22 protein-coding genes and 1 pseudogene are annotated in these 25,913 nt (G+C 63.5%); 7 read left to right on the top strand and 16 right to left on the bottom strand.

Annotation, left to right across the window (positions count from 1 at the left end; translation table 11 throughout):
- Positions 1–195: 195 nt before the first annotated feature.
- The 3 genes from ABIA96_RS18715 to ABIA96_RS18705 form a co-directional block, all read right to left on the bottom strand.
- On the bottom strand, positions 196–396 hold the full coding sequence (locus ABIA96_RS18715) for a helix-turn-helix domain-containing protein (RefSeq protein ID WP_354138506.1): 201 nt from the start codon (positions 394–396) through the stop codon (positions 196–198).
- A gap of 148 nt (positions 397–544) precedes the next feature.
- Positions 545–1,381 carry a hypothetical protein gene (locus ABIA96_RS18710; protein WP_354138505.1) on the bottom strand — a complete coding sequence of 279 codons (837 nt, stop codon included), beginning with the start codon at positions 1,379–1,381 and terminating at the stop codon, positions 545–547.
- The gene (locus ABIA96_RS18705) at positions 1,378–2,619 is read right to left on the bottom strand and encodes a tyrosine-type recombinase/integrase (RefSeq protein ID WP_354138504.1); all 1,242 of its coding nucleotides are present in this window, start codon (positions 2,617–2,619) and stop codon (positions 1,378–1,380) included. Before ABIA96_RS18705 ends, ABIA96_RS18710 begins: the two co-directional genes overlap by 4 nt.
- 442 nt (positions 2,620–3,061) lie before the next feature.
- Between ABIA96_RS18705 and ABIA96_RS18700 the strand changes: the two genes are divergently transcribed.
- Entirely contained in the window at positions 3,062–3,265 is a 204-nt protein-coding gene (locus ABIA96_RS18700) for a hypothetical protein (RefSeq protein WP_354138503.1), read from the top strand.
- Positions 3,266–3,309: 44 nt separating this feature from the next.
- Here ABIA96_RS18700 and ABIA96_RS18695 read toward each other — a convergent pair whose 3' ends face one another.
- Entirely contained in the window at positions 3,310–4,536 is a 1,227-nt protein-coding gene (locus ABIA96_RS18695) for a cytochrome-c peroxidase (RefSeq protein ID WP_354138502.1), read from the bottom strand.
- Positions 4,537–4,653: 117 nt separating this feature from the next.
- Here ABIA96_RS18695 and ABIA96_RS18690 point away from each other — a divergent pair, with 117 nt between their 5' ends.
- Both ABIA96_RS18690 and ABIA96_RS18685 read left to right on the top strand, forming a co-directional pair.
- Positions 4,654–6,219 (top strand): acid phosphatase, encoded by a 1,566-nt coding sequence (locus ABIA96_RS18690; protein WP_354138501.1) that lies wholly within the window; start codon positions 4,654–4,656, stop codon positions 6,217–6,219.
- A gap of 242 nt (positions 6,220–6,461) precedes the next feature.
- Entirely contained in the window at positions 6,462–6,710 is a 249-nt protein-coding gene (locus ABIA96_RS18685; protein ID WP_354138500.1) for a hypothetical protein, read from the top strand.
- 15 nt (positions 6,711–6,725) lie between these two features.
- On the opposite strand, the gene ABIA96_RS18680 is transcribed toward ABIA96_RS18685, so the two are convergent.
- Together ABIA96_RS18680 and ABIA96_RS18675 are read right to left on the bottom strand one after the other, a co-directional pair.
- Positions 6,726–8,108: a SagB/ThcOx family dehydrogenase gene (locus tag ABIA96_RS18680; RefSeq protein ID WP_354138499.1), complete on the bottom strand. Its 1,383-nt coding sequence runs from the start codon at positions 8,106–8,108 to the stop codon at positions 6,726–6,728.
- A 93-nt stretch (positions 8,109–8,201) separates the two neighbouring features.
- Positions 8,202–10,442 carry a TOMM precursor leader peptide-binding protein gene (locus tag ABIA96_RS18675; protein ID WP_354138498.1) on the bottom strand — a complete coding sequence of 747 codons (2,241 nt, stop codon included), beginning with the start codon at positions 10,440–10,442 and terminating at the stop codon, positions 8,202–8,204.
- A gap of 883 nt (positions 10,443–11,325) precedes the next feature.
- Between ABIA96_RS18675 and ABIA96_RS18670 the strand changes: the two genes are divergently transcribed.
- Positions 11,326–12,195 carry a VOC family protein gene (locus tag ABIA96_RS18670; protein WP_354138497.1) on the top strand — a complete coding sequence of 290 codons (870 nt, stop codon included), beginning with the start codon at positions 11,326–11,328 and terminating at the stop codon, positions 12,193–12,195.
- A gap of 43 nt (positions 12,196–12,238) precedes the next feature.
- Here ABIA96_RS18670 and ABIA96_RS18665 read toward each other — a convergent pair whose 3' ends face one another.
- Positions 12,239–14,263, bottom strand: coding sequence for a hybrid sensor histidine kinase/response regulator (locus tag ABIA96_RS18665; protein WP_502918834.1), 2,025 nt, complete (start codon positions 14,261–14,263; stop codon positions 12,239–12,241).
- 238 nt (positions 14,264–14,501) lie between these two features.
- Between ABIA96_RS18665 and ABIA96_RS18660 the strand changes: the two genes are divergently transcribed.
- From ABIA96_RS18660 to ABIA96_RS18650, 3 genes are read left to right on the top strand one after another with little or no spacing between them, the layout of a single operon-like run.
- Entirely contained in the window at positions 14,502–15,161 is a 660-nt protein-coding gene (locus tag ABIA96_RS18660) for an FABP family protein (RefSeq protein ID WP_354138495.1), read from the top strand.
- A 21-nt stretch (positions 15,162–15,182) separates the two neighbouring features.
- On the top strand, positions 15,183–15,887 hold the full coding sequence (locus tag ABIA96_RS18655; protein WP_354138494.1) for a RibD family protein: 705 nt from the start codon (positions 15,183–15,185) through the stop codon (positions 15,885–15,887).
- Between the two features lie 8 nt (positions 15,888–15,895).
- On the top strand, positions 15,896–17,164 hold the full coding sequence (locus tag ABIA96_RS18650) for a flavin monoamine oxidase family protein (RefSeq protein WP_354138493.1): 1,269 nt from the start codon (positions 15,896–15,898) through the stop codon (positions 17,162–17,164).
- A gap of 33 nt (positions 17,165–17,197) precedes the next feature.
- On the opposite strand, the gene ABIA96_RS18645 is transcribed toward ABIA96_RS18650, so the two are convergent.
- The 9 genes and pseudogenes from ABIA96_RS18645 to ABIA96_RS18605 all read right to left on the bottom strand — a co-directional run bounded on the left by ABIA96_RS18645 (position 17,198) and on the right by ABIA96_RS18605 (position 25,755).
- Positions 17,198–17,512 (bottom strand): hypothetical protein, encoded by a 315-nt coding sequence (locus ABIA96_RS18645; RefSeq protein ID WP_354138492.1) that lies wholly within the window; start codon positions 17,510–17,512, stop codon positions 17,198–17,200.
- A gap of 142 nt (positions 17,513–17,654) precedes the next feature.
- Positions 17,655–18,221, bottom strand: a complete 567-nt coding sequence (locus ABIA96_RS18640; protein WP_354138491.1) for a cysteine hydrolase family protein — start codon at positions 18,219–18,221, stop codon at positions 17,655–17,657.
- A gap of 191 nt (positions 18,222–18,412) precedes the next feature.
- Positions 18,413–18,562 (bottom strand): annotated as a pseudogene (locus ABIA96_RS18635) (DUF3088 family protein); the annotation flags it as partial.
- Between the two features lie 24 nt (positions 18,563–18,586).
- Positions 18,587–19,486, bottom strand: a complete 900-nt coding sequence (locus ABIA96_RS18630) for a LysR family transcriptional regulator (RefSeq protein ID WP_354138490.1) — start codon at positions 19,484–19,486, stop codon at positions 18,587–18,589.
- 125 nt (positions 19,487–19,611) lie between these two features.
- On the bottom strand, positions 19,612–20,238 hold the full coding sequence (locus tag ABIA96_RS18625; protein ID WP_354138489.1) for a hypothetical protein: 627 nt from the start codon (positions 20,236–20,238) through the stop codon (positions 19,612–19,614).
- An 81-nt stretch (positions 20,239–20,319) separates the two neighbouring features.
- Positions 20,320–22,116 (bottom strand): tannase/feruloyl esterase family alpha/beta hydrolase, encoded by a 1,797-nt coding sequence (locus ABIA96_RS18620; protein WP_354138488.1) that lies wholly within the window; start codon positions 22,114–22,116, stop codon positions 20,320–20,322.
- Positions 22,117–22,623: 507 nt separating this feature from the next.
- Complete coding sequence (locus ABIA96_RS18615; RefSeq protein ID WP_354138487.1) at positions 22,624–23,202, bottom strand: hypothetical protein; 579 nt, start codon at positions 23,200–23,202, stop codon at positions 22,624–22,626.
- Between the two features lie 201 nt (positions 23,203–23,403).
- Positions 23,404–24,717 (bottom strand): tetratricopeptide repeat protein, encoded by a 1,314-nt coding sequence (locus tag ABIA96_RS18610; RefSeq protein WP_354138486.1) that lies wholly within the window; start codon positions 24,715–24,717, stop codon positions 23,404–23,406.
- A 15-nt stretch (positions 24,718–24,732) separates the two neighbouring features.
- Entirely contained in the window at positions 24,733–25,755 is a 1,023-nt protein-coding gene (locus ABIA96_RS18605; protein WP_354138485.1) for an aldo/keto reductase, read from the bottom strand.
- Between the last annotated feature and the right edge of the window lie 158 nt (positions 25,756–25,913).

The raw sequence follows: 25,913 nt of genomic DNA, 5'->3' as shown, positions 1-25,913 counted from the left end.
CTGCCGGCCCTCGTGCTGGGATGCACCACTACGATGCGCCAATTGAACAAGGGCAAATCGGAAACCGATTGTGCTTTGAGACGTCGTTTGCTACAGGTTTTCAAGTTCAGAGACTCCTAGAGAGCCCGGTGCGCACGACCAGATCCGCCAAGATGAGGATCGTGCAGCCGGGTTTTCGTTTTGGGGGTGGTGGGTTTAAGCAGCGCGCCGTGCGTCATCGATCCGGGGCAGGTTTGCTGCCCAGGCGTTCAGATCGTCGGCATTGATGAGGGTCCGCTTGCCGAGCTTCCTTGCGACGAGGCGCTTGGCTCGGATTTCTTCGCGCAGCTTAGTCAGGCCGATACCGGCTGCCTTTGCTGCCTCGTGTACACTGTACGATATGCGGTGTTCGGGCATCTGAGTTTTCCTTCTGCTCTCGTTCTCCACCGCTGCGGCAATGGCGGGCTATGGCGAACGATGACGACGGATTTACTCAGGCAGACGCCCTCAAAATAGCTGTCACGATTAATCGGTGTTTCGATTACCGTATCGATTACCGTTGCGATTAATTCCGGGTCTTGCGGCCGGCCGACTTGCGCTTCTCGTTACCTGGCTTGGACGTTGCGTCGTCCCAAGCCCGCTGAAAGGCTCGGACCCCTAGACCGCTCCCAAATTTCTCAGTGGCGGCTTTGCGGAATGCTTCCTTGTTCCAATCCGCTGTATTGGGCTCTTTAAACTGTTGCCCGAGCCAACGGCTACATTGGGTCTGAAGATTCGCTGTTTGCTTTATGGGTGTTGATCCAAACGCAGCCGATAGCGACCGTCGATCAATGAAGATCCACCAAAAACGGTCTCCGCCGCTGGCAGGGCTGAACGGGTCTTCCGGATTGATCTGACACAGTTGAAACCGGCGAGTCAGCCCCTCTGCGTTCCAAGCCCAAGCAGGAAGATCAACAATTGCTCCACCTGCTCTCGGCCTCGCCGCTGTGATGAGCTTTCCGGATTCAGCCCAGCTAATGAATTTTTCTTGCACTTCACTTAGACGGCGTAACGCAGGCAGCTTTTCGGCGTGGTCTCTCTCAACGATTGCACGAGCCAGATGCCATTCGTTTTCCGTTGCCTTCGGCGGAGGTCCTCCGGCGAAGCCGCCAGCGCGAGCGTTGCGCGTTGGTTTGTCGGGGAATGAGAGTGGATTCAATACTCTATGGATCCGGAAATCTGAGCTTGCATCTCTGGTCTCGGGTATCGCAGGCATCAGTTCAATCGACGTTTCATCGCCGGTCCATTCGGCGGGAAACAAATGAGTGCCGAGGGCGGAGAGTGCTCGAGCGAGGAAGATGTGCGTAGAGGAATCGCGCGGCCAATGCTGAGGGTTCTTCCAGAAATCAATGCGCAGGTTCATGCCGTTTCTCCTGTTGCTAGGATATCGGCGAGTTGTTGAGACCAGGCATCAAGCGCCTTTCGCTTCTCGGCCGCTCGGTCGTACTGATCGTAGTGTCGTTTACCGACGTCGGTTGGAGTGTGATTGAAAATGGCATCCCGGTCCTCCTTCGGAACGCCAAGAGCGGCCAAGCGGGTTGAAACGGTCCGGCGTAAGTCGTGCGGAGAAGGTGGATCAGCCTTCCAAGTCTGCAGAGCCTCGCCTCTGATCTTCTCAATCATGCGTCGCATGGCGACAGTGAGGGCATGCCCGGTGATTGGCCCTCCGGTCTCGATTGGGGAGGGGAAGACGAACTCGTCGTCGTCGGAGATTAATTCGATCGCTGAAAGGAGGGTGGAGCGGGCGAGATCGGAGAGGGGCACATAGTGCGCGCGACCGTTTTTCGATCGCTCTGGCGGGAGGAGCCATCCTGAGCCATCGGCTGCTTTCAGGTCTAATAGTTCTTTCCGACTTATGCCCGCTGCTTCCCCAGGGCGGCAGCCGGTCAGCAAAGTGAGCCTCAAAGCCAACCCCACGCGGCGGGTCACGGGCGGCAACACCGCTTGTCGCCAGAACTCGCGGATCTCGTTGTTGGCGAGAACTCTGGTCTCCCGATTTTCGGCACCGCGCTTTCGGAGGCGCGAACAGGGGTTGAACTCCATTAGGCCGGCATCGATGGCGAAGCTGAAGACCATCGATATCAGCGCTTGCACTCGATTGGCCTGAACGGGAGAGCCGGCCTTGACGATGCCCTCAACGAGCTCGATTACGTCCGCCCGCTCTATGTGGTCGTATCGGCGCTTGGCCCACTTAGGGAGGACGTGCAGCCGGAGGTTCCTTTCGTCAGCATCGGCCGAGCGTTTGAACCTTCTTGCGTGTTCCTCGAGATATCGATCAGCGAGGGCCTGAAACGTCTTACTGCTTGCGTCGGCACGGTTGCGGCGCTTCTCAACGATAGGATTGACGCCGTCGGCGACTTTTCCCCTTAGCGCATCCGCGGCCTTCCTAGCGTCTCCCAAGGAAATGTCAGGGTAGTGCCCGATTGTCGAGCGTGCGTCCCGTCCAGATACTGGATCCCTAAATCGGAAGCTCCAAGAGCGGATGCCAGCGGCCGTGATACGAAAGGAAAGGCCGGCGCAACGGAGGTCGGCCACCTCAACTCGTCCGGACGCCGGAGCCTTGATGCCCTTGATCGTCGAATCAGTCAGAGCGCGAGCCAATGCCAAGTCCAATTGCGTCCCCGGAGCGGGCCGCTGTCCCCAATTTTGGGCTGGGGACGCGCTGGGGACGACGATGGGTCCGGTTCATGACGACCGCAAGCGACCGTGTGCGACCGTAGAAACCCTTATAAACATAGAGTAAACGGTGGCAAGAAGTTATCGCTGACGGTCGCTGAGAAACGCCCAAGACTTTAGTCAAACGACTGAAAATCGCAGTGTCGGTGGTTCGATTCCGCCCCTGGGCACCATTTCCATGCTGAAGCGTGAACTTTCCAGAGATATTCGAGCTTGAGAAGATTGCTTCGCGTGACACGGTCTGCCGTGTCCAGCACCTCAAGCTCGGTCCAGCAAGCTCTGTCCAGAATGGCTTAAGGAGCTTAGGCTGCACCGGTGGTGCGTACGCCACCCAGAAAATCGAGATATCTTGCGAGGGATGACGACCATGGATGTCGACAAGGCCACTGCATTGATTTCTGCGGCCGGCATGGAACTCACTGATCGGCGCCGGAACGGCACGGATGACGGTTGGACTCTGAGTTTCTCCAACGGCGCCGTCCTCGAAGTCGGGGACAAGGGAGACGTGTCCGCCTCCGGCAAGGGAGCCGACGCGGTCGCAAATCTTCTCGGTCTGCGCAGCAAAAGCTGAGGCTGCGACCCGAAGAACGGGCGACGGCGGAGGCTTCTGAGCGCTTACTTCGCCGGTTCATATCCGTCGGTGAGCGTGCCAAGAAAGGCGACGACATCGTCGATGTCGGCCGGCGTTAACGCTGGCGCATCATCAGCTTTGCGATCAAACGGCGGCTCCATGTTGACATTGGCCTTGGGCCCTTCGGGCAGGTCGTCGTATTTTTCGATGCTGCCGTCGGCTCTGCGGGGATACCAATTTTCGGGCCGGGTTTCCCTCTCGACGTAGAACCGCACGGCGTCGCGCAAGGAACGTACAGCGCCGTTGTGAAAGAAGGTCTGACGGAGCGCGACATTGCGGAGGGTCGGCGTACGAAACAGGCCGCAATAGTCCTCGCGCTTCAGGAAGTCCGTGCGCAGGGGACCGCACAAGCCGAGATCGAAATAGGCCGGGTCCTTGTTGGCGGGAATGTCGCGATTGCGCGGGACGCCGAGCGCAATCAGCCCGTAATCCGTGAACTGCGGCGGGGTGCCATCATTGCCTCGTCGGCTGATATGGCACGATGCGCAATTGCCCTTGTTCGGCGCATTGAACAATTCGAGCCCGCGCGTTTCCCGAGCGGTGAGCTCAGCCTTTCCAGCCAGTACCGCGTCATATTTGCTCGAATAGGGATAAAAGGTTCGGTGGTCCTGCTGGTAGACTTCGAGCGCCTTGAGAACCGTCTTGTAGACGGCGTCTGGATTGGCCACCGCCCTGGACCCGGCAATGGCGGCAATATCCTTGCCATGGCCCGCGGCGAGCGCCCGGCGAGCCACCTCGGTCTTGTCCCGATTGCCCATCTCGAAATCCGAGAGCAGGGGAATTGCGGCCTGGTCGGCGCCACGGTCGACCCGTCCATCCCAGGTGAGGCCTCCTGTGGGGCCATTGTCGATGCTTTCGTCGGCCTCGTCCTCTGAGTCGTGGAAATGCTCGGTAAAGAACGGCACCGCCTGCAAATATTTCAAGGAGGGGACGGCTCGCCCCCCGGGCTGCTGCATGTCGCCACCCCCCAGTTGAACTGCGCGGTCGTTGGCCGGGCCGAAGCCGTACGCGGGATCGTGGCAAGATGAACAGGCAAGTTTCCCCGATCCCGAGAGAGAAGGATCGAAAAACAAGGCCTGACCCAGAGCCCCGAGCAGCTCGGCCTGCCGACGCGCCTGGCTACGTGACATCTCCGCACTGGTCTGGGCGGGACCAACGGTCAAAGCCGTGAGGACAATCGCGGCTGCGAAAACCCAATGCTCAATTCGCATATTGCAAACCGGGTCGATGGCTGGACATCGTCATAGCGATCCGACGTGCCTTCGGTGATCGTCTGGGCTATGACACATAGAACGATAGCAACAATCAGCTGGGAGCAGGGGGCTTGAATGCGAGCGAAATCGGCAGTTGTCGTTTGTGCATCGAGTGTCTTCATCGGTGCGTTCGGTCCGGCGCTGGCAGCGGGAAACGGTCCAGGCCCCAGGAAGAATGCCGCCGACGATCTGACATTGATCGACACGGTGGTGGTGATTTACGCCGAGAACCGCAGCTTCGACAATCTCTACGGCAGTTTCCCGGGCGCGAACGGCGTGGCGAAGGCGCCAGCCTCGACGCGGATTCAGCGCGATCGCGACGGCAAGCCATTCCGTGAACTGCCGCCGATCTGGGACGGCCTGACCGCAAAGGGCGTGACGCCGCCGGTCACCCAGGCCCAGACCGAGCATCTGCCCAATCGCCCCTTCTATCTGGACGACCCGAAGGGCTTCAATCTCAGCTACGGCACGGTTACGCACGACCTCTGGCACCGTTTCTATCAGAACCAGATGCAGATCAATGGCGGACGCAACGACAGATTCGTCGCTCAGGCCGACTCCGGTGCGCTCGTGATGAGCCTCTGGGATGGATCGAAGATGGCGATGTGGAAGGTTGCCCAGAAATATGTGCTGGCCGACAATTTTTTCATGGGAGCGTTCGGCGGCTCCTTCCTCAACCACCAATGGCTGGTGTGCGCCTGCATACCCACCTATCCCAAGGCCGACACGAGCGCCGCCAAGCCGTCGATCTCCGTGGTGGAGCCCGATGGCGTGACGTTGAAGGAAGCCGCGAACTCGCCGAAGTCGGCGATGGACGGCATTCCGAAATATGTCAGCGACGGCAATCTCACGCCCGACTTCTACGCCGTGAATACCATGCAGCCGCCCTATCAGCCGAGCGGCAACGAACCGGCGAAGGATGGCGACAAGGCTTATGCGGATCCCATGAAGCCGACGACGCTGCCGCCGCAGACGGAACCGACGATCGGCGATTTACTCAGTCTCAAGCGTGTTGATTGGGCCTGGTACGGCGGCGCGTGGCAGGACGTACTCGATCATGGCAACAAGTCGCCAGTCCCGAGCTTCCAGTATCATCACCAGGCGCTGAACTATTATGCCAGCTTCGCCCCCGGCACCGCTGCGCGTGCCGAGCATCTGCGCGACGGCGGCCTCGCGGGCACCGAGTTCATCAAGGCGATCGACGACGGCAAGCTGCCGCAGGTCAGCTTCTACAAGCCGCAGGGCGATCTCAACGAGCATTCGGGCTATGCCGATATCAAGGCCGGCGATGCCCATATCGCCGATGTGGTCGCGCATCTCGAGAAGAGCCCGCAATGGCCGCATATGCTGGTCGTCGTGACCTATGACGAGAATGGCGGCCTGTGGGATCACGTACCGCCGCCGAAGGGCGACCGCTGGGGCCCGGGCTCCCGCATTCCCGCCATCATCATTTCTCCCTATGCGCGCCGCGGCTATGTCGACCACACGCCGATGGACACGACCTCGATCCTGCGCTTCATCACGCGACGCTTCGAATTGCCAACCCTGCACGGCATCACCGTGCGCGACGCTGGGATCGCCGCCCACGAGCAGAGGCCGCTTGGCGACCTGACCAGCGCGCTCGTGCTCAAGGGGAAGTGAGCCGGAGGCTGCGCGGCCTCTCTGCCTGAATGCGTCCGCTGGGAACGTAGCAGCCGGAGTGATGACGCCTGCTGTCGGCCCTTGGCCACCTGAGAACCATCCTTTCCTCAAACAGCCGGGCATGGCTCAGCTTTCTGCTGATTTTGGAGCCGGATCGGGCCTGCCCTTATTGGCACTCCGTTTGCTCAGTCAGGCCCAAAGCCAGGCCTCAGCTGGGAGGCCGTTTCAGGTTGAGGCAAATGATGCAGGAAGTGTCCCGTTCTGGTGCTGCCGGAGAACTCCGGCTCGACGCGCTGATCGCCGATTTGTGGTGGCGCGTTCGGCTGCTCAACACCGACATTCTCGAGGAAGAGGCCCGCGCCGCAGTGTTCGACGCACAGCAGCCGACCTATCCGGTGCTCGCGGCGAACCTTCGCGCGCGGCGCGACAATCTGGTCGCGACGATCGGCGTGCTTGAGCAACGTGCGAGATCGACGTCGGAAGCGGCTTGAGGGCGGGTCTCCGCTTCACACCTCAGCCTTAGCCCCCGCCTTCGTCCCGCGCCCGAGCGCAAACTGCCCGACTGCGCCCTCGATGTGGAATTCGAGCCCCGTCGTTTTCGCAAACAGATCGATGTTGCCGGTTCCGATGGAGCAGCCGCCAAGGCCCATATCGGTCGCCGCCAGATAGAATGTCTGGATCAGGCAGCCGACATCCTTCAGGACCAGCGAATACGCGATCGAACTGTATTTCCAGGAGATCCGCCCGAAGCGCGCGGCGATCGTGATCAGGATCTGCGGCGGAGCGTATGCACCCATGGCAAACTCGGCGGCCATTGAAAGCGCCTGGAGTTGGTTCGCGGAAGCATCGATCGCGACCAGCGCGTGGCCGCCGGCATCGTAGTGATAAAGCCCGCGCGCCAGCCCGTCGCAGTTCGAGACCGCCAGGTACAACTCAAGCTCATACGCGCTGCCTGCCGCCGGATACGGCCGCGAGCTATAGGTGACTTCCGGACCACCGTCGAAATCTGCCTCGCTCTTCCACTCCGACAACACGCGGGCGGTCGTGTCGAGAAACTGCGCGAGCTCGGGCAGGGTGATCGGATGCCGGTCGTCGAAATCCCGCGTCGAATGGCGCTCGCGCAACAGCTTCGCGAACGGAGATTTCGGCTCGGGCGCGGCGCGTTTGCCGAGGGCGATGGTCTTGCCGGGCCAGCGCGGGCGCACCGCGGGCAGCGGCGGAACAGCCCGCGCATGGAGGTAAGTGCCGCCAACCGGTTCGACGTGCCGGCCCTCCGTGCTCCGCGTGTGAAACACGAGATCGTGGAAATCCCAGAGAACGAGATTGCGGTCGCCTTCGGTCACCCCACCGCCGTCTGCGTCATTCGCACCGAGCTTGATCAGCATCTCGCTGTCGAGCAGCAAGCCGAGCAGGTCGAGGTTCGGGGAAGCCCCGTGCTTGCGAAGCCTGCTGATCTTTTGAGGCCGCGACAGGGCGGCCAGCGTGGCGGCGATGGCGGGATCGCAAATCCGGAACAGTGCGCCGGCGCGCGGCGATTCCAGCACCATCTCATTGCCGCGCCGGCGCAGATACGCGAAGCGCGACAACACGATCGTATCGCTGCTCGATAGCTTTGCGCGTTGCGGCCAGTATTCGGCGATCTGTGGTTCGATGACCACCAGATCTTGCGCATCGCGGGGAGAGAACAGGCGGTAGTCGAGAAGCCCGTGCCGCGCCAGTCGCTGCACCAGAGCATGGACCTGCTTCGCGAGCACGCTCTTGCCCGCAAGGGAGGCGAGCGGAAGGCCGGTGGCGAGATGTCCGGCACGGTCGATCGCCGCCGCGCTGAACTGTCCGAGGCTGACCGAATAATCGCTGGAGACAGCGGCAATGCTTCCGTCGGCTTGCATTTGCAGGGAGAAACGGCCGTTCAATCGAGCAGCGATGATCGGTGCGCTTGTCCTCGTCGGCTTTTTCCGGGGCGCGCGCAACGAGGCCAGCCTTCAGGTGTGTGGCAGGAACGGCGTCAGCTCGCTTTCGAGTCGCGGGCGGTTCAACAGTCCAAGCTTCACCGGGACGTCGTAAAGCCGGCCCGGCCCGAAGCGGCGATAGAAATGCCGCAAGCCCGGAACGAGCACTCTGACGACGGGGACCTCGACGTCGGGCCGCGTCTGGTCGAGCACGAGGAAATCGTATCCTGCCCGGACCGCAATCTCGACGCAGGCATCGACCTGGTCGCGTGTGTTGTCGTGAACCTTGAGACCCGGCGCCGGCGGGAGAAGCGGATTGTCGTCGGGGATCAGGAACGGATGATCGTCCAGCCGCAGCGGTGTGACACCGTCAAGCGACGGTTTCTCGCCGCTTCCGCCGCCCATCATGCCGATCGACATGAACTGGGTCAGCTCCGTGAGGGACCGCAGCAGGGCGATGCGGCGATCGAAATGCGAACCGGACCCGAATTCGATATTCTCGTGCCCATTCTGCACCCAGTGCATGATCGCAACGTAGGAGGGAATGCCGAGATCGCTGGTGATGTCGAGCACCCAGAGACGGCGCCCCGCATCGGCAAACTGGCTCTGGAGATCCCGCACATAGGAATCCTCGAATTGCGAGAGATCGAGTTCGGCGCGCCGAACGCGGTTGTACCACCAGATCGCGTAGGCATCGCGTTCGACCAGTTCGAGGAAGCCTTGAACGATGGCCTCCTCGCGGGTGTTGCCGGCCGCGCATCCGTTGGAATCAGTGTGGAAGCCGCCATAGAAGAAATACAAAAGGCCGGTCGGAAGATATCTGAAACGCTTGTCGCGCAACGACCAGACCGGCGACCATTCGGTCCTGGTCGAGGGATCGAACGGCTCGGGAACCGGATGTGAATCGTCCGGCAGCGGGACATGCCTGTTTTGAAACTGCATGTCGCTGAAGAACTGGACGTCGTTGGGAAGCAGCGCGTCACCGGGGGCGAAATCGGCGAAGCGGCGCTTCGCCCTGATCTCGTCGCCCTGGAAAATGCCGGAGTAGCGCTCGATCGCTTCCATCAGCGCGCTGGCTTCGCCTTGCTCGGCCGTGGAGCCTTTGCCGAAGCTGCCGCCGCTCAGGCCGGACCTGAGCTGGTCGACGTTCCAGGCCGGCGCAGAGAAATTGTGATGAGCGAAGAAATTCGTGTTCATCGGCAGATCGGCTTCTATCCGCTCGAGCCGCGACACCACGCCGGTCAGCGGACTGACGTGCTTGCGAAACCGGGCCACGGTCGCCCGCGACGTCACGGTGCGGTATCCACCGCTGGTCATGACGAGCTTTCTGCCCTCGGCTATCTCGATTGGCATTGCTGCCCGTCGAGGATTCCTCAGCTTCTTGCTGCCGCAGGCCGAACATTGCGGGCGCTTCGCGACGTAGTGCTTGGCGATGGCGGCCCCGGTCAGGTCGAAGCTTGCGACGTGATCGTTGAGATCGGTACGAAATCCCGAGGCGATCGCCTTCGCGATTTCAACGGCAGCGAAGTGAATCGCGGTCTGTCCGACGGTGTCGCTCACCAGCGGCGATATGGCGACAGCTTGCGCCGCTCCGCGGTCAAGAAATCCCTTGATCTCGCGGTTGCGGATCATGCGATCGTGCAGGCAGGTCCAGCAGGCGCTCTCGCCCGGCTTGAACACGGGTCCCACCAGCGGAAACACTCCGGACGGCTGGACCAGCAGCCAGGGCGTCCCGTTGGCGACACGCTCCCCATTCACGTCAGCGAGCCTGCGCTCGAGATAGTCATTCACAAGCGTGATGGTGAGGCGGGGCGATCGCTTGGTGATTTGAACCCCGAGCTTGCTCAACGCCGCGCTCAGTTCGGTCGCGCCCTTGACGTCGATCGATTCGACCCGCACCGGCCAATTGCGCAGATTCTCCTCGGCGATCTCCGGAGGCAGGCCGAGGCTCGCCCAATATCCGTCAACGGCGCCTGTATGCGATGCGCCGCTGACGACGTAGCGGCGCTCGAGCAGCCGCCTGATCGCTTCCTCGATTTCGGCTGTGGGAAAACTCTTCGAAAGCTGGCGAATGATGTCCAGCGCGGCCTTGCCGTTTTTCCCGATCGCACTTGCCACGGCGCAATAGAGATCGCCGTGCAGGAAGAACTTGCGGTTCTCGGAGTAGAGACAGACCACATTGGGAGGAAGCAGATAGGCGGTGAAGTTCGGCGCGAATCGCAAAATGCCCTTGCGGGTCCGCTTCGCAGCGCTGCTCGTTCGCTTGACTGTCATCGGGGCAGCACGCTGATCCTGTTCCCGTCATGTCTCGATTGCCGGCGCGCGACGGACGCTTGGCGCGGCCCGACTTGTGCGCCGAGCTCGACCGGCTTCTTCCAATGAGTTGGAACACACTCGCTCGCCATCGGCAAGCTGAGGAGCCGTTCGAAACGAACCCTGTCGCGATGACAGCAAATGGGCCGGGTCGTTAGCGAGCCCGGCCAATGAAATCGCGACCTGTCGATGTCCGGTCAAAAAGCGCCAACGCCTAGCACCAGCGGCAGCGGCCCCATGATGCGCAGCACCCTGTGCATGCCACCGGCGCAACAATGGCACAGCCAATGCCAACGCCACAGCCAACGCCACAGCCAACGCCGCAGCGGCAGGACCTGCAGCCTGCGCAGCTTCTGCAGCCACGGCAACCTCTGCAACCGCCGCAACCTCTGCAGCCACCGCATCCGCGCGCAAGCAGCACGCCGCTGAAGGTTTTTTCATCGCCGGCAAGATGGAAGGTCGCGAGGTTCACGTCGGCGAGTTCCTCCTCGCTGAGCGCGCTGAACTGGCCGGGCGTGATGTTCAATCTCTGTTGAGGCTCGTCTGCCGGCACCGCGGACGCCATCGCGCTCCCCGCCAGCGAAAAAGTCAGCCCGGCGAATCCGAGCGCCGGTACTGCAGCTCTGGTCAATCGCTTCTTGTTCGGCGCTTGCTTCGTCCGCTGCATGGCCGCATCCTCCATGGTTGGAAGCACGATCTTCTCCGATGATCGTACGCCGTGCAATCAAACTGGGCAAGATTCACGTGAACACGAAATGGTATGGCGCTCGTTCAGATTGTATTCATCTTCATGAACAACATCGCGGCAAATTCTTGTCGATGAAGCCGAATCGGGGACGCTAGCTTGGTCGATCAGCGCGGGCGCTTCGTTTGGTATGAGCTTCTGACGACGGACATGCCGTCGGCCGCTGCTTTTTACGCCGACGTCGTCGGGTGGGCCGTGAAAGATGCGTCGAGCCCCGGGCTGGCCTACACGCTGCTGACTGCAGGCAACGCTCCGGTCGTCGGTCTCATGAATCTCCCGGACGAGGGCGTGCGCATGGGAGCAATGCCGAGATGGCTCGGCTATGTTGCCGTCGATGACATGGATGCGACGATCGCACAGATCCGCCAGCTTGGGGGCGCCATCCTGGTCGCGCCGACCGACAGCAACATCGGCCGCATTGCAGTGATCGCCGATCCGCAAGGCGCGACGTTTGCGTTGGTCACCGGGCTGACATATGGCCAATCGCAACCGGGCGGAACCGACGAGCCCGGGCGCGTGGGCTGGCACGAACTGCTGGCTGAAGACCAACGCAGAATCTTTCCGTTTTATGGCGAGCTTCTTGGTTGGCAAAAGCTGCCCGCTGGAACCGATCCGGCAGGCGTCTACGACGTGTTTTCCGTGGCCGGGCAGGCGATCGGCGGCATACTCACCAAGCTTCCAAGCGTATCGCAGGCGTGCTGGCTGCATTACTTCAATGTCGGCGACGTCGGCGCGGCGGCGAGGCGGGTCAATGCCGGTAGAGGGCGGGTTCTTCAGGGACCGATCGAACTGCCCGATGATTGCTGGATCGTGCGGTGTGTCGACCCCCAAGGCGCCCTGTTTACGCTGCAGGGGGCATGGGACCGGAAGGCCGTCGAGCGATCCTCGGCATCGGAGGTCAGTTGGTCCGCCAAATGGGGCGGCATTGCTTCACAGGGCAGAATGGTGCTTCCGAAGACAAAGCGGTGAGCTGCGATGCAAGCCAGCCTCGACTCACGCAGCCGGACGAGCCCTACCGCCCGACCTTCGCGAGGTTCGCCAGGCTCGCCGCCAGCTCATCACTTCGGAATGGCTTTGTCAGCCGCGACAAATCCGGCGTGATGCCTTCGTTGTTGGCGTAGCCGGACACGACGAGGACCTGGAGCTCGGGATATTGATTGCGCAGCGCCAGCCCGAGATCCGTTCCGCTCATGCCGGGCATAAGATGATCCGTGACCAGCAGGTTCGGCCGCAGCCCGTCTTTGACGCGCTGGAGCGCGTCCTCCGCGGAGTCGGCTTCGACGACCCTGTAACCGAACTCGCTCAGCATCTCGGCGGTGCTCATGCGGACCAGCGGTTCGTCGTCCACCAGCAATGCCGTGCCTGCGGGTAGCGGCCGCAGTCTGAATTGCGGGACAGTCTCGATTGCGCCCGCGGCGGCTTTGCTGACCGGCAGCCACAATTCCGCCGTGGTGCCCGCCCCCACGGCGCTCTTGATCGTCAGCGCGCCGCCGAGCTGCGAGGCGAGACCGTGGACCATCGAGAGGCCGAGACCGGTGCCTTGCCCGATGCCCTTGGTCGAGAAGAACGGTTCGACGGCGTGAGCCAGTGTCTCTTCGTTCATGCCGATGCCGTCATCGGCGACCGAGATGCAGACATAGTCGCCCGGCGCCAGACGATAGGCGTGTGAGGCGTCAATCGTCCGGGCCTTGGCCGAGATGCGCAGCTTGCCGCCGTCGGGCATGGCATCGCGGGCATTCACGCTGAGGTTCAGGATCGCCATCTCAAGCTGGTTGGGATCCGCCAGCGCGTTGGGAAGGCGTTCCGGCGTGTCCACCGTCACCTGGATCTGCGGACCGGTCGTGCTGGAGATCAGGTCTCCCATGTCGGCCACGAGCTGGCCGATATTGACCGGGACGGCCTGAAGCGGTTGCCGGCGTGCGAACGCAAGCAGGCGCTGCACCAGTGTCTTGGCACGGTCGGCGGCCTGTGCGGCTCCGGCAACGAGGCGATGTTCTCGTTCGCCGCCGATGCCCTTGCGCTGAAACAGGTCGAGCAGGCCGACGATCGGCGTCAGCAGATTGTTGAAATCGTGCGCGACGCCGCCAGTGAGCTGGCCCATGGCCTCCATCTTCTGAGCGTGGCGCAGCGCTTCTTCGGCCTGCGCGAGCCTCGCCTGCTCCTCGAGACGATCCGTCACGTCTGTCCCGGTCAGGAAGGCGCCGATCCGCGTGCCATCAGGGGCGCGCAGCGACTCGAACTTCATCTCGTAGACGCGGCGCTCGAACTTGGGATCGCCGAACTCCTCGATGTTAGTGAAAGCTTCGCCCGCCAGTGCGCGCCCCCAGATCGCCGTGGCTGCAACCAGATGCTCGGGCCGGTCGGCCAGGAATTCGTGCAGGGAATCGCCGACCTTCGGCCGCGTGCCGTAGATGCGCTCATAAGCGTCGGCGCAAGATGTGTTGATCGCCAGCCAGCGGTAATCGAGATCGAGTGCCTGAATCTGTCCGTCGGTGGTCTCGACAATGGTTGCGAGCAAATGACGCTCGGCCGTGCGTTCAGCGACGCGCTGCTCAAGCGTCGTGGTCAGCTCCCGGTAACGCGCTTCACTCGCCCGCAGTCGCTTCTCGCCCAGAACACGTTCGGTCGTCTCGGACACGATGCAAAGGACGCCGCCGACCGATCCATCGTCATCCGACACGGCTGAATAAGAGACGTCCCAGTAGCTGGTCTCGCCATAGCCATGACGCTCGACGTAAAAGGGACGATCCTTGGCGGCGAATGTCTGTCTCGTCTGGCGCACGCCCGCGAGGAGGGGTTCGAGATCGTCCCACAACTCGCCCCAGTTCTCGATCGCGGGGCGGCCGAGGGCGCGGGGGTGATTGGCGCCGATGCCCGGCGCGTAGGCGTCGTTGTAGAGCGCGACGAAGTCAGGTCCCCAGAACAATACGATCTGGGCTTGCGCGGCCAGCATCATGCCGACTGTCGTCTTCAGGGCCTGGGACCATTGCAGGGGAGGGCCGAGCGGCGAGTCCGACCAGTCGAGTGTGCGCATCATCGCGCCGAGCTCGCCGCCGTCGGCGAGAAAGCCCACATCAGTTGACTGCCGAGCAGCCTTCTTCGACAGCACCGGACCCCCTCGCGACGCATGACATGGGCACCTTTGCCCATTCGAGCCTGGACGTCGACGGCTCGTACACAAGGCCTCATAACGCGCAGTCAATCCTCCGGTTCCATTACGCTCGATTCGTGCCTCCCCTGTGCTATTGCTGCCCCCACAACGATGCGAGGTCTCCATGCTGCCCATTCCCGCCGACATCTTTACCGAGCCCGAGGACGTCTCGCCGGATAGTCTTGCCAATCTCGGGCCGCTCCGCCGGCTCGCCGGCACCTGGCAGGCGAACAAGGGCATCGATATCAATCCGAAGGCGGAGGGGCCGGAGCGGCGGACGTTCATCGAGCATATCCGGATGGACCCGATCGATCCGCAGGCCAACGGGCCGCAACTGCTCTATGGCTTGCGCTATCACATCCACATCAACACGCCCGAGGAAGACATCACCTTCCACGACCAGGTCGGCTATTGGCTGTGGGAGCCCGCGACCGGGCTGATCATGCAGACGCTGGCGATCCCGCGGGGGCAGGTGCTGCTGGCCTCGGGACAGGCCAGGCCGGATGACAAGACAATCTCCGTCACGGCGAAGCGCGGCGACACGGCGTACGGGATCTGCTCGACCGACTTCCTGGAACAAGCCTTCCGTACCGACAGTTACCGCTGCGACATCACCTTCAATGACGACGGCGGCTGGAGCTATGAGATCCGGACCGAGTTGTTCGTGCGTGGCGCGCCGTTCGATCATCACGACAGCAACACGCTCAGGCTCGTGGCACCGCCGAAGCTCAATCCGCTCGCGGTGATCGTGAACGATCGCGCCAAAAGTGGCGGACCGGCCTGAGAAGCGGTTGGGAGAATTTGCATGAAGCCCTACGTCATTTGTCTGATGCATTCGAGCCTCGACGGCCGCACCCATCCGAGCCGCTGGCGCCCGAAGGGGGCCGGCACCGACTGGTTCGAGAAGATTCATGACGAGCTCGGCGGCGATGCCTGGGTGATCGGCCGCGTCACCGGCTCCGAGTTTGCCAAGGGCAAACCCTATCCGGAGACGTCGAGCGAAAAATTCCCGCGCGAAAACTGGTTCGCGCGGCGCGATGCGAAAACCTATGGCGTGGTGCTCGACGCGCACGGCAAGATCGGCTGGGGCCGCTCCGACATCGGCGGCGATCCGATCGTCGTGGTGCTGACCGAGAGCGTGCCGGATTCGCATCTTGGCGGCCTGCGCGGCGAGGGCGTGTCCTACATCTTTGCAGGCAAGTCCGCGATCGACCTCGCATTGGCGGTTGACATCCTCAATCGCGAGCTTGGCGTGAAGCGCCTGCTGGTGGAGGGTGGCGGCGTCGCCAATGGTGCGTTCCTGCGCGCCGGCCTGATCGACGAGTTCAACCTGATCCTCAGCCCCGCGATCGACGGCGCCAAGGGCGCGCCCTTCGTATTCGATTCGAGCGAGGCCGACAGCGACAAGCGCGCGCCGCTCACCGCAATGACGCTGGAGAGCACACGGGATCTCGGCGGCGGTGTGCTGTTGCTGCGCTATCTGATCCAGAACGATTCCGCGCGCCAATAGTCACCTGCATGCCGGACACATCAGAGCATATCGTCATCGTCGGCGCGGGCGCCGCCGGCCTGATGGCGGCCCGCGAGTTCGCGCGCGCCGGCAAGCGGGTCACGGTGCTGGAAGCGCGCGACCGCTGCGGCGGGCGCATCCATCCGCTGCCGACATCCCGGTTCGGCTATCCCGCCGATGGCGGTGCCGAGTTCGTCCATGGCGAGGCGCCGGTCACGCGCGGTCTGCTGAGCGAGGCGGGGCTGTCGCTGCAGACCATCGAAGGCACGCGATGGAGCTTTGACGGCACAAGGCTCTCGCGTGAGGGCCGGGACAATCCGCATGAGGCCGAGCTTCATGCCGCACTGGGGGACCTGAACGACGACCTCACCGTCGCCGAGTTCCTGCGCCGACATTTTGCAGGCGATGAATATGCGCCGATGCGGCACGCGATCGAACGGATGGTCGAAGGCTACGACGCCGCCGACCCCGAGCGCGCCTCGACGCTGGCGTTGCGTGAGGAGTGGATGGACGGCGGGCACCATTCACAGGGGCGCGTCGTCGGCGGCTACGGCGCGTTGATTGCGTTTCTGGCGGCCGAATGCTGCAAGCATGGCGTTGTGATCCGCCTCGATTGCGCGGTGGTGGCGATCGAAGAGAGCACCGCCGTCGTGGTCCGTTGCGCGGGCGGCGAGGCGATCGCCTGTGACAGGGTGATCCTCACCGTACCGCTACCGCTGCTGCGCGAGATCGCGTTGCCGCAAGCCGCACGCGAACTCGCAGCCGCGGCGGCCGACATCGGCTTCGGCAATGTCATCAAAATCCTGTTGCGCTTCAGCCGGCCATGGTGGCGCGGCAAGACGGGGGATCTCGCCGATCTCACTTTTCTGCTGTCGGATGAGACGATCCCGGTGTGGTGGACGCAGAATCCATCCGAGCATCCCGTGCTGACTGGCTGGTTTGGCGGGCCGCGCACCGCAGCGCTGACCGGACTCAATCGACAAGCGTTGATCGACGCCGGCATCGATTCGCTCGCCACGATCTTCGGCCTGACGCGCGATGATCTCGAACGCGACCTCGTTGCGGCCGAAGCCGCCAACTGGGCGCATGATGCTTTCGCCCGCGGCGCCTATTCCTGGGCGACGCCGCGGACGCGCGCGGCGCAGGAGCGTCTCGCGCGCGCCGATGGCACAGTGTTGTTCTCAGGCGAAGCGCTTTATCGTGGCCGCGACATGGGAACGGTTGAGGCTGCGCTCGCGAGTGGGCTGGAGACGGCTGGCCTCATCTTGCAGCGTTGAGAAAAAGGCCCGCATCTCCGCGGGCCTCTTGTCTCACCAGCGATTGCCGCCGAAGCTGAACGTCACGCCGGGTCGGCCGCCGCCATAATAGCCGTAGGGTCCGCCGCCGTAATAGCCGTGGTGCCGGGGGTAATAGCCGTAGTTGCGATAGTGCGGCCGATAGTAGCCGTGGTGGTGCGGCCGCCAGTGCTGATGGCGATGGCCATGATGGGAGTGCCTGTGCTGCGCGCTGATGTCGGTCGATTGACGCGTCTGCGCATTCGGCTTGGCCTTGCCGCCGGCCGCGTTGGCTGTCGATGCTGTGAGCGCAGCCGCACCGATGGCCATCGCGACAAAGAGATATTTCATGTCATCACTCCAGTTGAGATGTCGAGTGACAACAGATGGGCGTTGGCTGCGTTCCGGCGAGAGCGGGCGTCGAAACGACGCAGACGCCAGGTCTGACCAACAAGTCTGATCAACCCGTGTGAATGATCGGGTGTCGCGCGATCTATTGTCGCAGTGAAGCGATCACGTCGGCCGTGGTCACGATGCGGGCGAATTCGCCGTTCAGATTCGACAGCGTCATCGCGTGGATGTCCTCGGCCGAATGCGTGTCGCCATCGGGGCCGACGCGGTCGAACGTCCAGGTCGCATCGCGCACGAGGGCCGCGTCGAAACCGAGATTGCCCGCCATCCGCGTCGTCGTCTCGACGCAATGATTGGTGGTGGCGCCGCAGATGATGAGCGTGGCGATGTCGCCTGCGCGCAATCGCGTCTCGAGGTCGGTGCCGATGAAGGCGCTGTTGACGCGCTTGACGATCACGGGCTCGCCGGCCCGCTCGCGCGCCTCGTCCTTGACGGCGTAGCCGGCGCGCGAGGGCAGGAATGTCGAGTTCGGCTTGGTGCCTTCGTGGCGGATGTGAAAGATCGTCGCGCCGTGTGTCCTGAATGCTGCGAGCAGATCAGCGATGCGCGCCACCGCATCCGGATTGTTGCGCCGCTTGCCCGCCGCCTCCCATTCATCGAATGCGCGCTGGACGTCGACGACGATGAGGGCCGGGAGGGGATGGGGCATGGGAAGGAAGCTTTCGAATTGCGTGCTGAGCCAAATATGCGAGGCGATCGCGAAAGCGCGCAATGCCGATCTTCCCTCGTTTCGGGACAGTGCGGTATCTCGTAGCCCGGATGGAGCGAAGCGCAATCCGGGACAGACATGGCTTGAGGCGGGATCCCGGATTTCGCTTCGCTCCATCCGGGCTACAGAATTCATGGATGCGGCTCGGGAAAATCATGCCGCTCGGAGAGCGCGGCGAGGATGGCGTCCTTGTCGGCGATGAAAGCGCGCCCCTGATGACTGCCGGTCTGGTGGGGCGACGTTGTCCCGTCAGCGAGCACGAGCAGCGGCAGCCACTGGTTGGAAGTCTCCGAGCCTGCCGTTTCTCACCTCAACAATGAGACGAAATGCTGGCGTACCATATGTAGCAGAGCTTGCGCGGTGCGCGACAGCGGCCGGTCGCGCCGGGTGATGACGCCGAGGCTGCGATGAATGCTGGGGTTGCGCAGCGGCACGGCGGCAAGGCCTGTCACACCGGGCATGTTGCCGGCGATCTTGGGCACGATCGCGATGCCGACGTGCGACAGCACCATCCCGACCGCGGTCTGGAGATGCTGGACCTCGTAGCGCCAGTTCAGTTTCTCGCGGCGGTGTCCGAGCGCATCGTCGATCAGCACGCGATTGCCCGCCTGCGGACTGATCCGGATCAGTGGCGTAGTGCCGAGCTGCGACCAGTTGATGAAGCGGCGCTTGGCGAGCGAGTCATCCTTGGCGCACAACAGCACGAAGGGCTCCTTGGCCAAAACCTTGACCTCGACGTCGGCGACGTTCGGCGACACGATGGTCAGGCCGAACTCGGCGGTGCCGGATTGCACGAGCTGCGCGATCTCGCGTGCCGAATTGTCATAGATCTTCACCGATACGTTCGGGTAGGCGGCGCTGAAGTCGTGCAACACCCGCGGCAGCTGATAGGCTGCAATCGTCGGCAGGCATCCGATGGTGACGCGCTCGACCTTCTTGGCGCCTTGTCCGCGCACGCCTTCGAGCGTGTCGGACAATTCGTCGAGCAGAGCGCAGGCTTTCGGCAGCAATTCGAGGCCGACCGTCGTGAGCGAGACCTGCCGTGTCGTGCGCACGAACAGCGCGACGCCGAGATCCTCCTCGAACTTCTTCATCCGGTGGCTCAGCGCCGTCTGCGACAGATTGAGATGAGCCGCGGCGCGCAGAAAGCTGCCGCGTTCGGCCACGCTGACGAAGGCCTGCAAGCCCAGAAAATCGATCCGCATTCCCGCCCCCCGGCACCGTCTGTCGCCGGGCTTTACTCCGCCGGCGTTTGCGCTGGCCACACTGCACGCGGGGGGCAAAACATTCAACTCATGCGGGAGGGGCGCGAAGACCGGGCACGCTGCAACTAATGCGATACGGCTTCGCCTTGCCGCAGGATCGAGGTCCAGTCGAAGGCGGCGACGGGCGTGGGCGCGGGCGTTCTCGGCCGTGCTGCTGCCGGCTCCGCGGCGAGCTCAGGGACGGACGCGGGGAGGGCAGAGGCCGCGGGAGGCGCGCTGTCCCGGGGCGCCAGCACCAGCGTCACACGCGTGCCGTTCTTTTCCAGAACGACGCGGCGGCGCTGCACGCGCCGGAGAGCCCAGCCATCATATTGGTCGCCGGCCTTGAGACGCATCGCACGTTTGGCGATATCGTCGGTGAAGATGCCGATCCCTCCGGCTCCATCCGCTTGCGTCACCGTTCCGAGCAGTGAGAGAGCGGGCTTGTCCGGCGTCGTCTGCGTCTGCTGCGGCGTGGACGTTGCCGGAGCGTCGGTCGCCTGGGGCCGAGGCGGACGGCGTGCGGGCGTAAAGATCGGGCGTTGGCCGGTAGCGCTGAGCGCGGCGAGCGGCACCGACCAGAGAGGATTGCCGCCGCCTCGCGCCTGCACAGGGGCCAGATCCTGGCTGGGGTCAGCCCCCGGCGATGCGAGACCCAAACTGGCTTGGCCGATGACGAGCAGGGCCGTCAGCACGAGCACCGGGAAACGCATCGTCACTTCCGTGCCATGCGAGAATGCTGCAAAGACGCTGCGCGCCAACCCTGCCCGGGCATGGCGCGCAGCGCGATGGCGTCACCTCTGGGCTTCGTCGTGGTGTCCGTCGTCGCCGTGCCCGTTATCGTGGCGTTTGTCGTTGGTGCAGACGAGCGTGGTCCCCTCGGCATGACACTTCGCCTGCGGGTAATCGGGCGAGAACAGATAATTCCCGACGAACTCGCTGACCGGCGGCTCCTTCTTCGGCGTATAGGCGACGAAGTTGGCGGCGACCTTGGGATCGAGTCCGGGTGCCTTCAGCCGCGCCACGGCCGGATACGGATAGACCGGGCGCGAAGTCGCGGTCGTCGTGTTGGCGGCGACGATCGCATTCGGCGCGGAGTTGGTCTCGACCCAGGACATCAGCGGCGTGACGATGTCGAAGGTGTTCGGTCCGAGCCCGCCGCCGCAATGCGCCATGCCGGGGAAGAGATAGAACCTGGCGAACCGATTGACTTGATCGTCGCCCAGCAACTCGTTCACCGCATGCCAGTACTTGATGGTGCCGCGCGGCGGGATGTGCTGATCCGCCCAGCCGTGCCACAGCAGCAGCTTGCCGCCGAGACGCGCGAACCGCCCAAGGTCCGGATCGTTGGCGGCATAGACGGTCGAACTCGCCACCGTGTTGTTGAAGCCCGGCACGGTGAGCTTGAGGTCGTTCAGTGTCCAGCTCGCATTGTAGGTATTGAAGAAGGTCTTGTAGGCGGCCCACGAGGTCACGAAATTCTCGCTGCCGACGGAGGCACCTTGGACTGCCGGCACGAACAGGCTCCAGTCGAGCTCGCCGCCCCATTCGGAATTGGCTGTGGGCTCGAGTCGCTGGCCGTCGGCCGTCACCGCGCCGTCGTGGATGCGGCGGACGACGTCGGCCTCTGCCTGGGTCAAGCAGCCGGTCTCGTTGCCATTGTTGCTGCACACCAGCGTCCTGGTGTCGAAGTTGCAGGCTCTGGGATCGTCGATCACGCCGTCGACGACGCCGTCGATCGCATCACAGGCCGCCACCGTCTTGGCGTGGACATAAGCGAGCTTGGAAGCCAGCAGGACATAGGTGTTCCTGGCCGGAATCGGGATCGTGCCGGGCGTGGTCTGGTTGGTGAGAACGCGCCAGCCGTGGTGATAAGTGTTTTGGACGTCCATGTCGCTCGCCGGCGCGCCGGCTGCGATGCCATCGAAATCGTGCGGATAGCGCTGCGCCGCCATCAGCGCCTCGCGACCGCCGTCCGAGCAGCCGCTGAAATAGGAGTAGGCCGGCTTCTTGCCGTAGAATTTGGCGATCACCGCCTTGGCGACCTCCGAGGCGACATGCACGCCGCGATAGGCGAAGTCGATCTGCGCCTGCGGATTGTTGACGGACCAGGTCGGCCCTTGCGAGCCGGTGTGGCCCATATTGGTCGTGGCGCTCGCGATCGTGCCGTTGGTGATCGGCACACAGCCGGTCGATTGCGTGTAGCCGATGTTGTCGTTGCCGCACTCGCCGCCGCAGCCGGTCTGGAGATAGCGCTGCGTCCAGGCGTTGGTCGGCAGTCGCATCACGATGGAGTTGGTGCCCGGCCCGATATTGCCGCGCACGCCGCAATAGTCGGCCGGATTCGTCGCCGACGCCGGCACGATTGCGGCGGAGGTGATGGTGACGGTGCCGCCAACCTTCCTGCCGACGTCGCTCAGATCGACGCCGACGAGCGAGCTGCACGTCATCACCGGGGCGATCGACGGCAGATCCTTCAGGCCCGCGGCGCTGACGTGAGTAGCGGGCGCAAGCAGCATCGCGGCCGCTGCAAGAGCGAGCGCGATCCTTGCGGTGGATCTCGATGAAACACGGGCACGCTTGACTGTCATGAATGGTCCCCTCTCTTGGTTCGGTACGTCGGACAGCAGATGGCGGCGTCGCATCCGGTCATGACGCATCGATCCGGCAGTCCAGCAAGCGCGTTGCCGGATCGTCAGCGTCGGACGTCTGATCGGAGAGCGAGATCGATGAAATGGTGCGCGGGAGAGTCGGGCGCAGCATCCCCCCGGATTGTGTCGTGTTATTTCATACGAAAGTCGGTTGTGGCGGCCGACAAAGCAAATGAATTGTTTGGCGGGATTTATGAGCGCCGTGCATGTTCAGCGGCCGTGCAAAGGCTGACGACAATGCAAAGGGTGTAAGCGAACCTCTCCGATGTCGTCCTCGCGAAAGCCATTACCCCAGGGAGAGGTTTGGCGAAGACTCGTTGTCCGGTGCTGCTGTCGATCTCTACTTAGGGATCACGCGGTACGGGTCCTCGCTTTCGCCAGGACGACGCCGGAGAATTCTGGGAGAGTCTTGTCGCGCGCGTGAAACGCTACGCCGCGATCGATCGCCTACTTGAACGGATCCTGGACCGAGGGCGATGACTGCCTGATGCGGCGCACGCTCACCGGCGTGCCGTCGGAGACGAACAGCAACTCGTACTTGCGGCCTTCACTGTCGGTCGCGGAGCAGGTGACGTCGTTCACCTTCCTGGCGGCGAAATTGCCGGTCTGGCGACAGGACCCGGTGGAGGTCTGCGCAGCCGGCACTGGCAGGCCATCGACTTTCGGCCGGTTCTTGGAGTTGAGCAGCATGCGGTCGACCGGCAGGTCGTAGGAATTGTCGTCGGCCCGCTTGCCGTTCTCGCCGGAGAACGACACGACGTGGTTCTCGTCGCTGGGGTCGTCGACGGCGACCGCGAAATTGACCCGGCCCTTGTCGTCATGGGCGAAGGCCACGGTCTTGCAGGCAAAGGGGCGCCCGGCGACCTTGAGCGTTTTGCAATGGCCCGACATCAGCGCCAGCACGTCCATGAGGGAGTTCTGCTGCGCTGGCGGATTGTTCACCGGTATCGTGCCGGAAGACTCGGCAAAACAAGGACTTGTGAGGAAGACGAGGATTGCAGCCAAGACCGGTCGGCGGAGGCGCATCGTCAGGCTCATGTGCCAGAGGGCCAAGGACGGGCGAAAGTTCCGTCCAATAACCATCGAATCGCAAATTGGTTGCGATCCCGTTTGCTCCGCCAATCCGGACTGGAATACCACCGCGCCACCCATCGGCGATTCACCCCATCACCCCAACTCATCCCGGCAGGCACTTGCCGCCAGACCGGTGTTTTTTTCGTGGCAGAACTAGCCCATCGCCGCCTGCCAGCGCGTATCGCGCAAGGACGGGCGGCGGTGCAGGCGGGCGTCGAGAAGGCTGCGGGCGCGCGGCAGCTCACCGCCGCGCATCAGGGCGACGAGGAAAGTGTCCTCGATCAACTCGCGCTGGGCGTGGCTGCCACCGATGCGCACGACCTCGCTGAGGACAGGCGCGAGCTCGCGCACGCAAGCTGTGTAATTCTCGTCCGCGAAGGCCGCGAGCGCGCGGCAGATCGCGGGCACCACGGGGCCGGCCGGCAGCTTGCCCTCGCTGAGCCGCTGCTCGATCACGGCAAGGCGCGCGGCGAGTGCCTCCTGATTTTGCGTCGCGGCCGCAAGCAGCGCCATGTGGACGTCGGCGAAGGGCAGGCCCGGTTTCGGGAACAGTTTTTGCGCAATGGCGTCAGCCTCGACCCAGAGCGCCCTTGGCACGGCATGGCCATAGGCCGAAAGGCGCCAGAGTAGCGAGGCGCTGTCAGTAATGACATTGAGTGGCGGCGCCTGCGTGGCGGAGGGCTGCAGCACGTCGGCATGGATTGCGAGGGCGCGGGCCGCATCGCCGTGCTCGAGCGCGCCGAGCGCCTGGTGCCAGAGGATATGGCCGTGCAGGATGCCGGCGCGGTCATAAGTCGGAATCCACGCGTCGACGAGACGGTCGGCGTCCTCGATCGAGCCGTCCTCGAACATCGCGTGCAACACGGCATGCGCGGCGTGGGCATTGGCCCGGCGCAAATTGAAGCCGCGCTCGGTGACGGCACGGCCGCGGGTGACGTCGCCATTCTCGGTCATCGCCCAGCCGGACATGGTGAGGAACCACCAGTCCTCGCCGTAGTGATGTGCGACGCGTTCGCAGAGCTCATGCCGCGCGCGGTCGTGATCAGTCATGCCGGAGAAGGCGAACAGGCCGAACGCGCCGAGGGGCAGCGATAGCACCACGGCATCGCGCGGCCAGCTCTGGACGTGTTTCAGCATGGCCGCAATCGCGTCGGGCCCGCGTCCCTCGATCGCAAGCGCCAGCGTCTCGACATGGGAGCGCTCGCGCTCGGTGCCGCGTTTGGCGACGATCTCGCGCGCGAGCGCCGCCTTCTGCCGCGCAAGTTCGCTTTGCTGGTAGAACGCATGGACGCGGGCACGGGCGATATGGGCCAGCGCAAAATCCGGATCGGCCGCAATCGCGCGCTCCAGCGCTTCCGCCGTACCGGTCCAGCCGGCGAGCATGAGATCGACGCCTTCGCGATAGGCGGACGCGGCCTGATCGGAGATGGTGGAGAGCGGCAGGCCGTAGCGGTCTTCATGCGCCATCGTCGTCTCCGGAGTTCAAGCCGTCCGCGCGCGGCGTCCCTCGATCGGATAGGCCGGGTCATTGTAGCCTGGCGTCGAGGGATGGCCGGGCACGACCAGGCGGTCGATCAGCGCCTCGTCGTCCGCGGTGAAGCGGTAGTCGAGCGCGCGGATGTAACCGTCCCACTGCTCCTCGGTGCGCGGGCCCGCAACGATGGAGGAGACGAAGGAGGAGTTGAGCACCCAGGCGACCGCGAACTGGCCGGCGGTGATGCCGTTCTTCTCGGCGTGCGTCCTGATCTCCTGTGCAAGCTGCAGCGATTCCGGCCGCCACTCGGTCTGCATCATGCGGGTGTCGTTGCGGCCCGCGCGCGTCTCCTTGTCTGGAGCCGCATCGGGCTTGTACTTGCCGGTGAGCACGCCGCGCGCCAGTGGGCTATAGGGCACGATGCCGAGGCCGTAATAGGAGCAGGCGGGAAAGTGCTCGACCTCGGGCATGCGATTCATCGCGTTGTAATAAGGCTGGCTCGCCACCGGACGGTCGATGCCGAGCCGGTCGCAGATGTTGCAGATCTCGGCGACGCGCCAGGCGCGGTAGTTGGAGACGCCGAAATAGCGGATCTTGCCGGCGCGGATCAGATCGCCCATCGCGCGCACCGTCTCCTCGAGCGGTGTCGCATGGTCTTCCTTGTGCAGATAGTAGATGTCGATGTGGTCGGTGCCGAGCCGCTTCAGGCTCTCCTCGGCCGCCTGCAACACCCAGCGCCGCGACAGGCCGACGCGATTGGGATCGTTGCCCGTCCCAGTGTTCATGGGATTGGCGAGCTTGGTGGCGAGCACCCAGGCGTGGCGGTTGTTGCCGATCGCGCGCCCCACGACCTCCTCCGAGCCGCCTTTCGAATAGGCATCCGCGGTGTCGATGAAATTGATGCCGGCCTCATGTGCCCTGGCAATGATCCGCGTTGATGCCGCCTCATCCGTCGGGCCGCCGAACATCATGGTGCCCAAACAGATCGGCGACACTTTCAGGCCGCTGCGGCCGAGTTGGCGGTATTGCATGGGCTGTTTCCTCAAGGCTTCGGTTGGGAGCAGCATAGCCAGCTACTCCCGTCATTGCGAGCGCAGCGAAGCAATCCAGAACTGCGTCCGCGGAACGATTCTGGATTGCTTCGTCGCGAGGGCTCCTCGCAATGACGAGGAGAGGGAGGTGGCAGCCT

Origin of the sequence: Bradyrhizobium sp. LB11.1 (assembly GCF_040549385.1) — a bacterium.
Classification (GTDB): Bacteria; Pseudomonadota; Alphaproteobacteria; order Rhizobiales; family Xanthobacteraceae; genus Bradyrhizobium.
The sequence above is the reverse complement of the archived record's forward strand: the minus strand, read 5'-3'. Positions and strand labels throughout refer to the sequence as shown.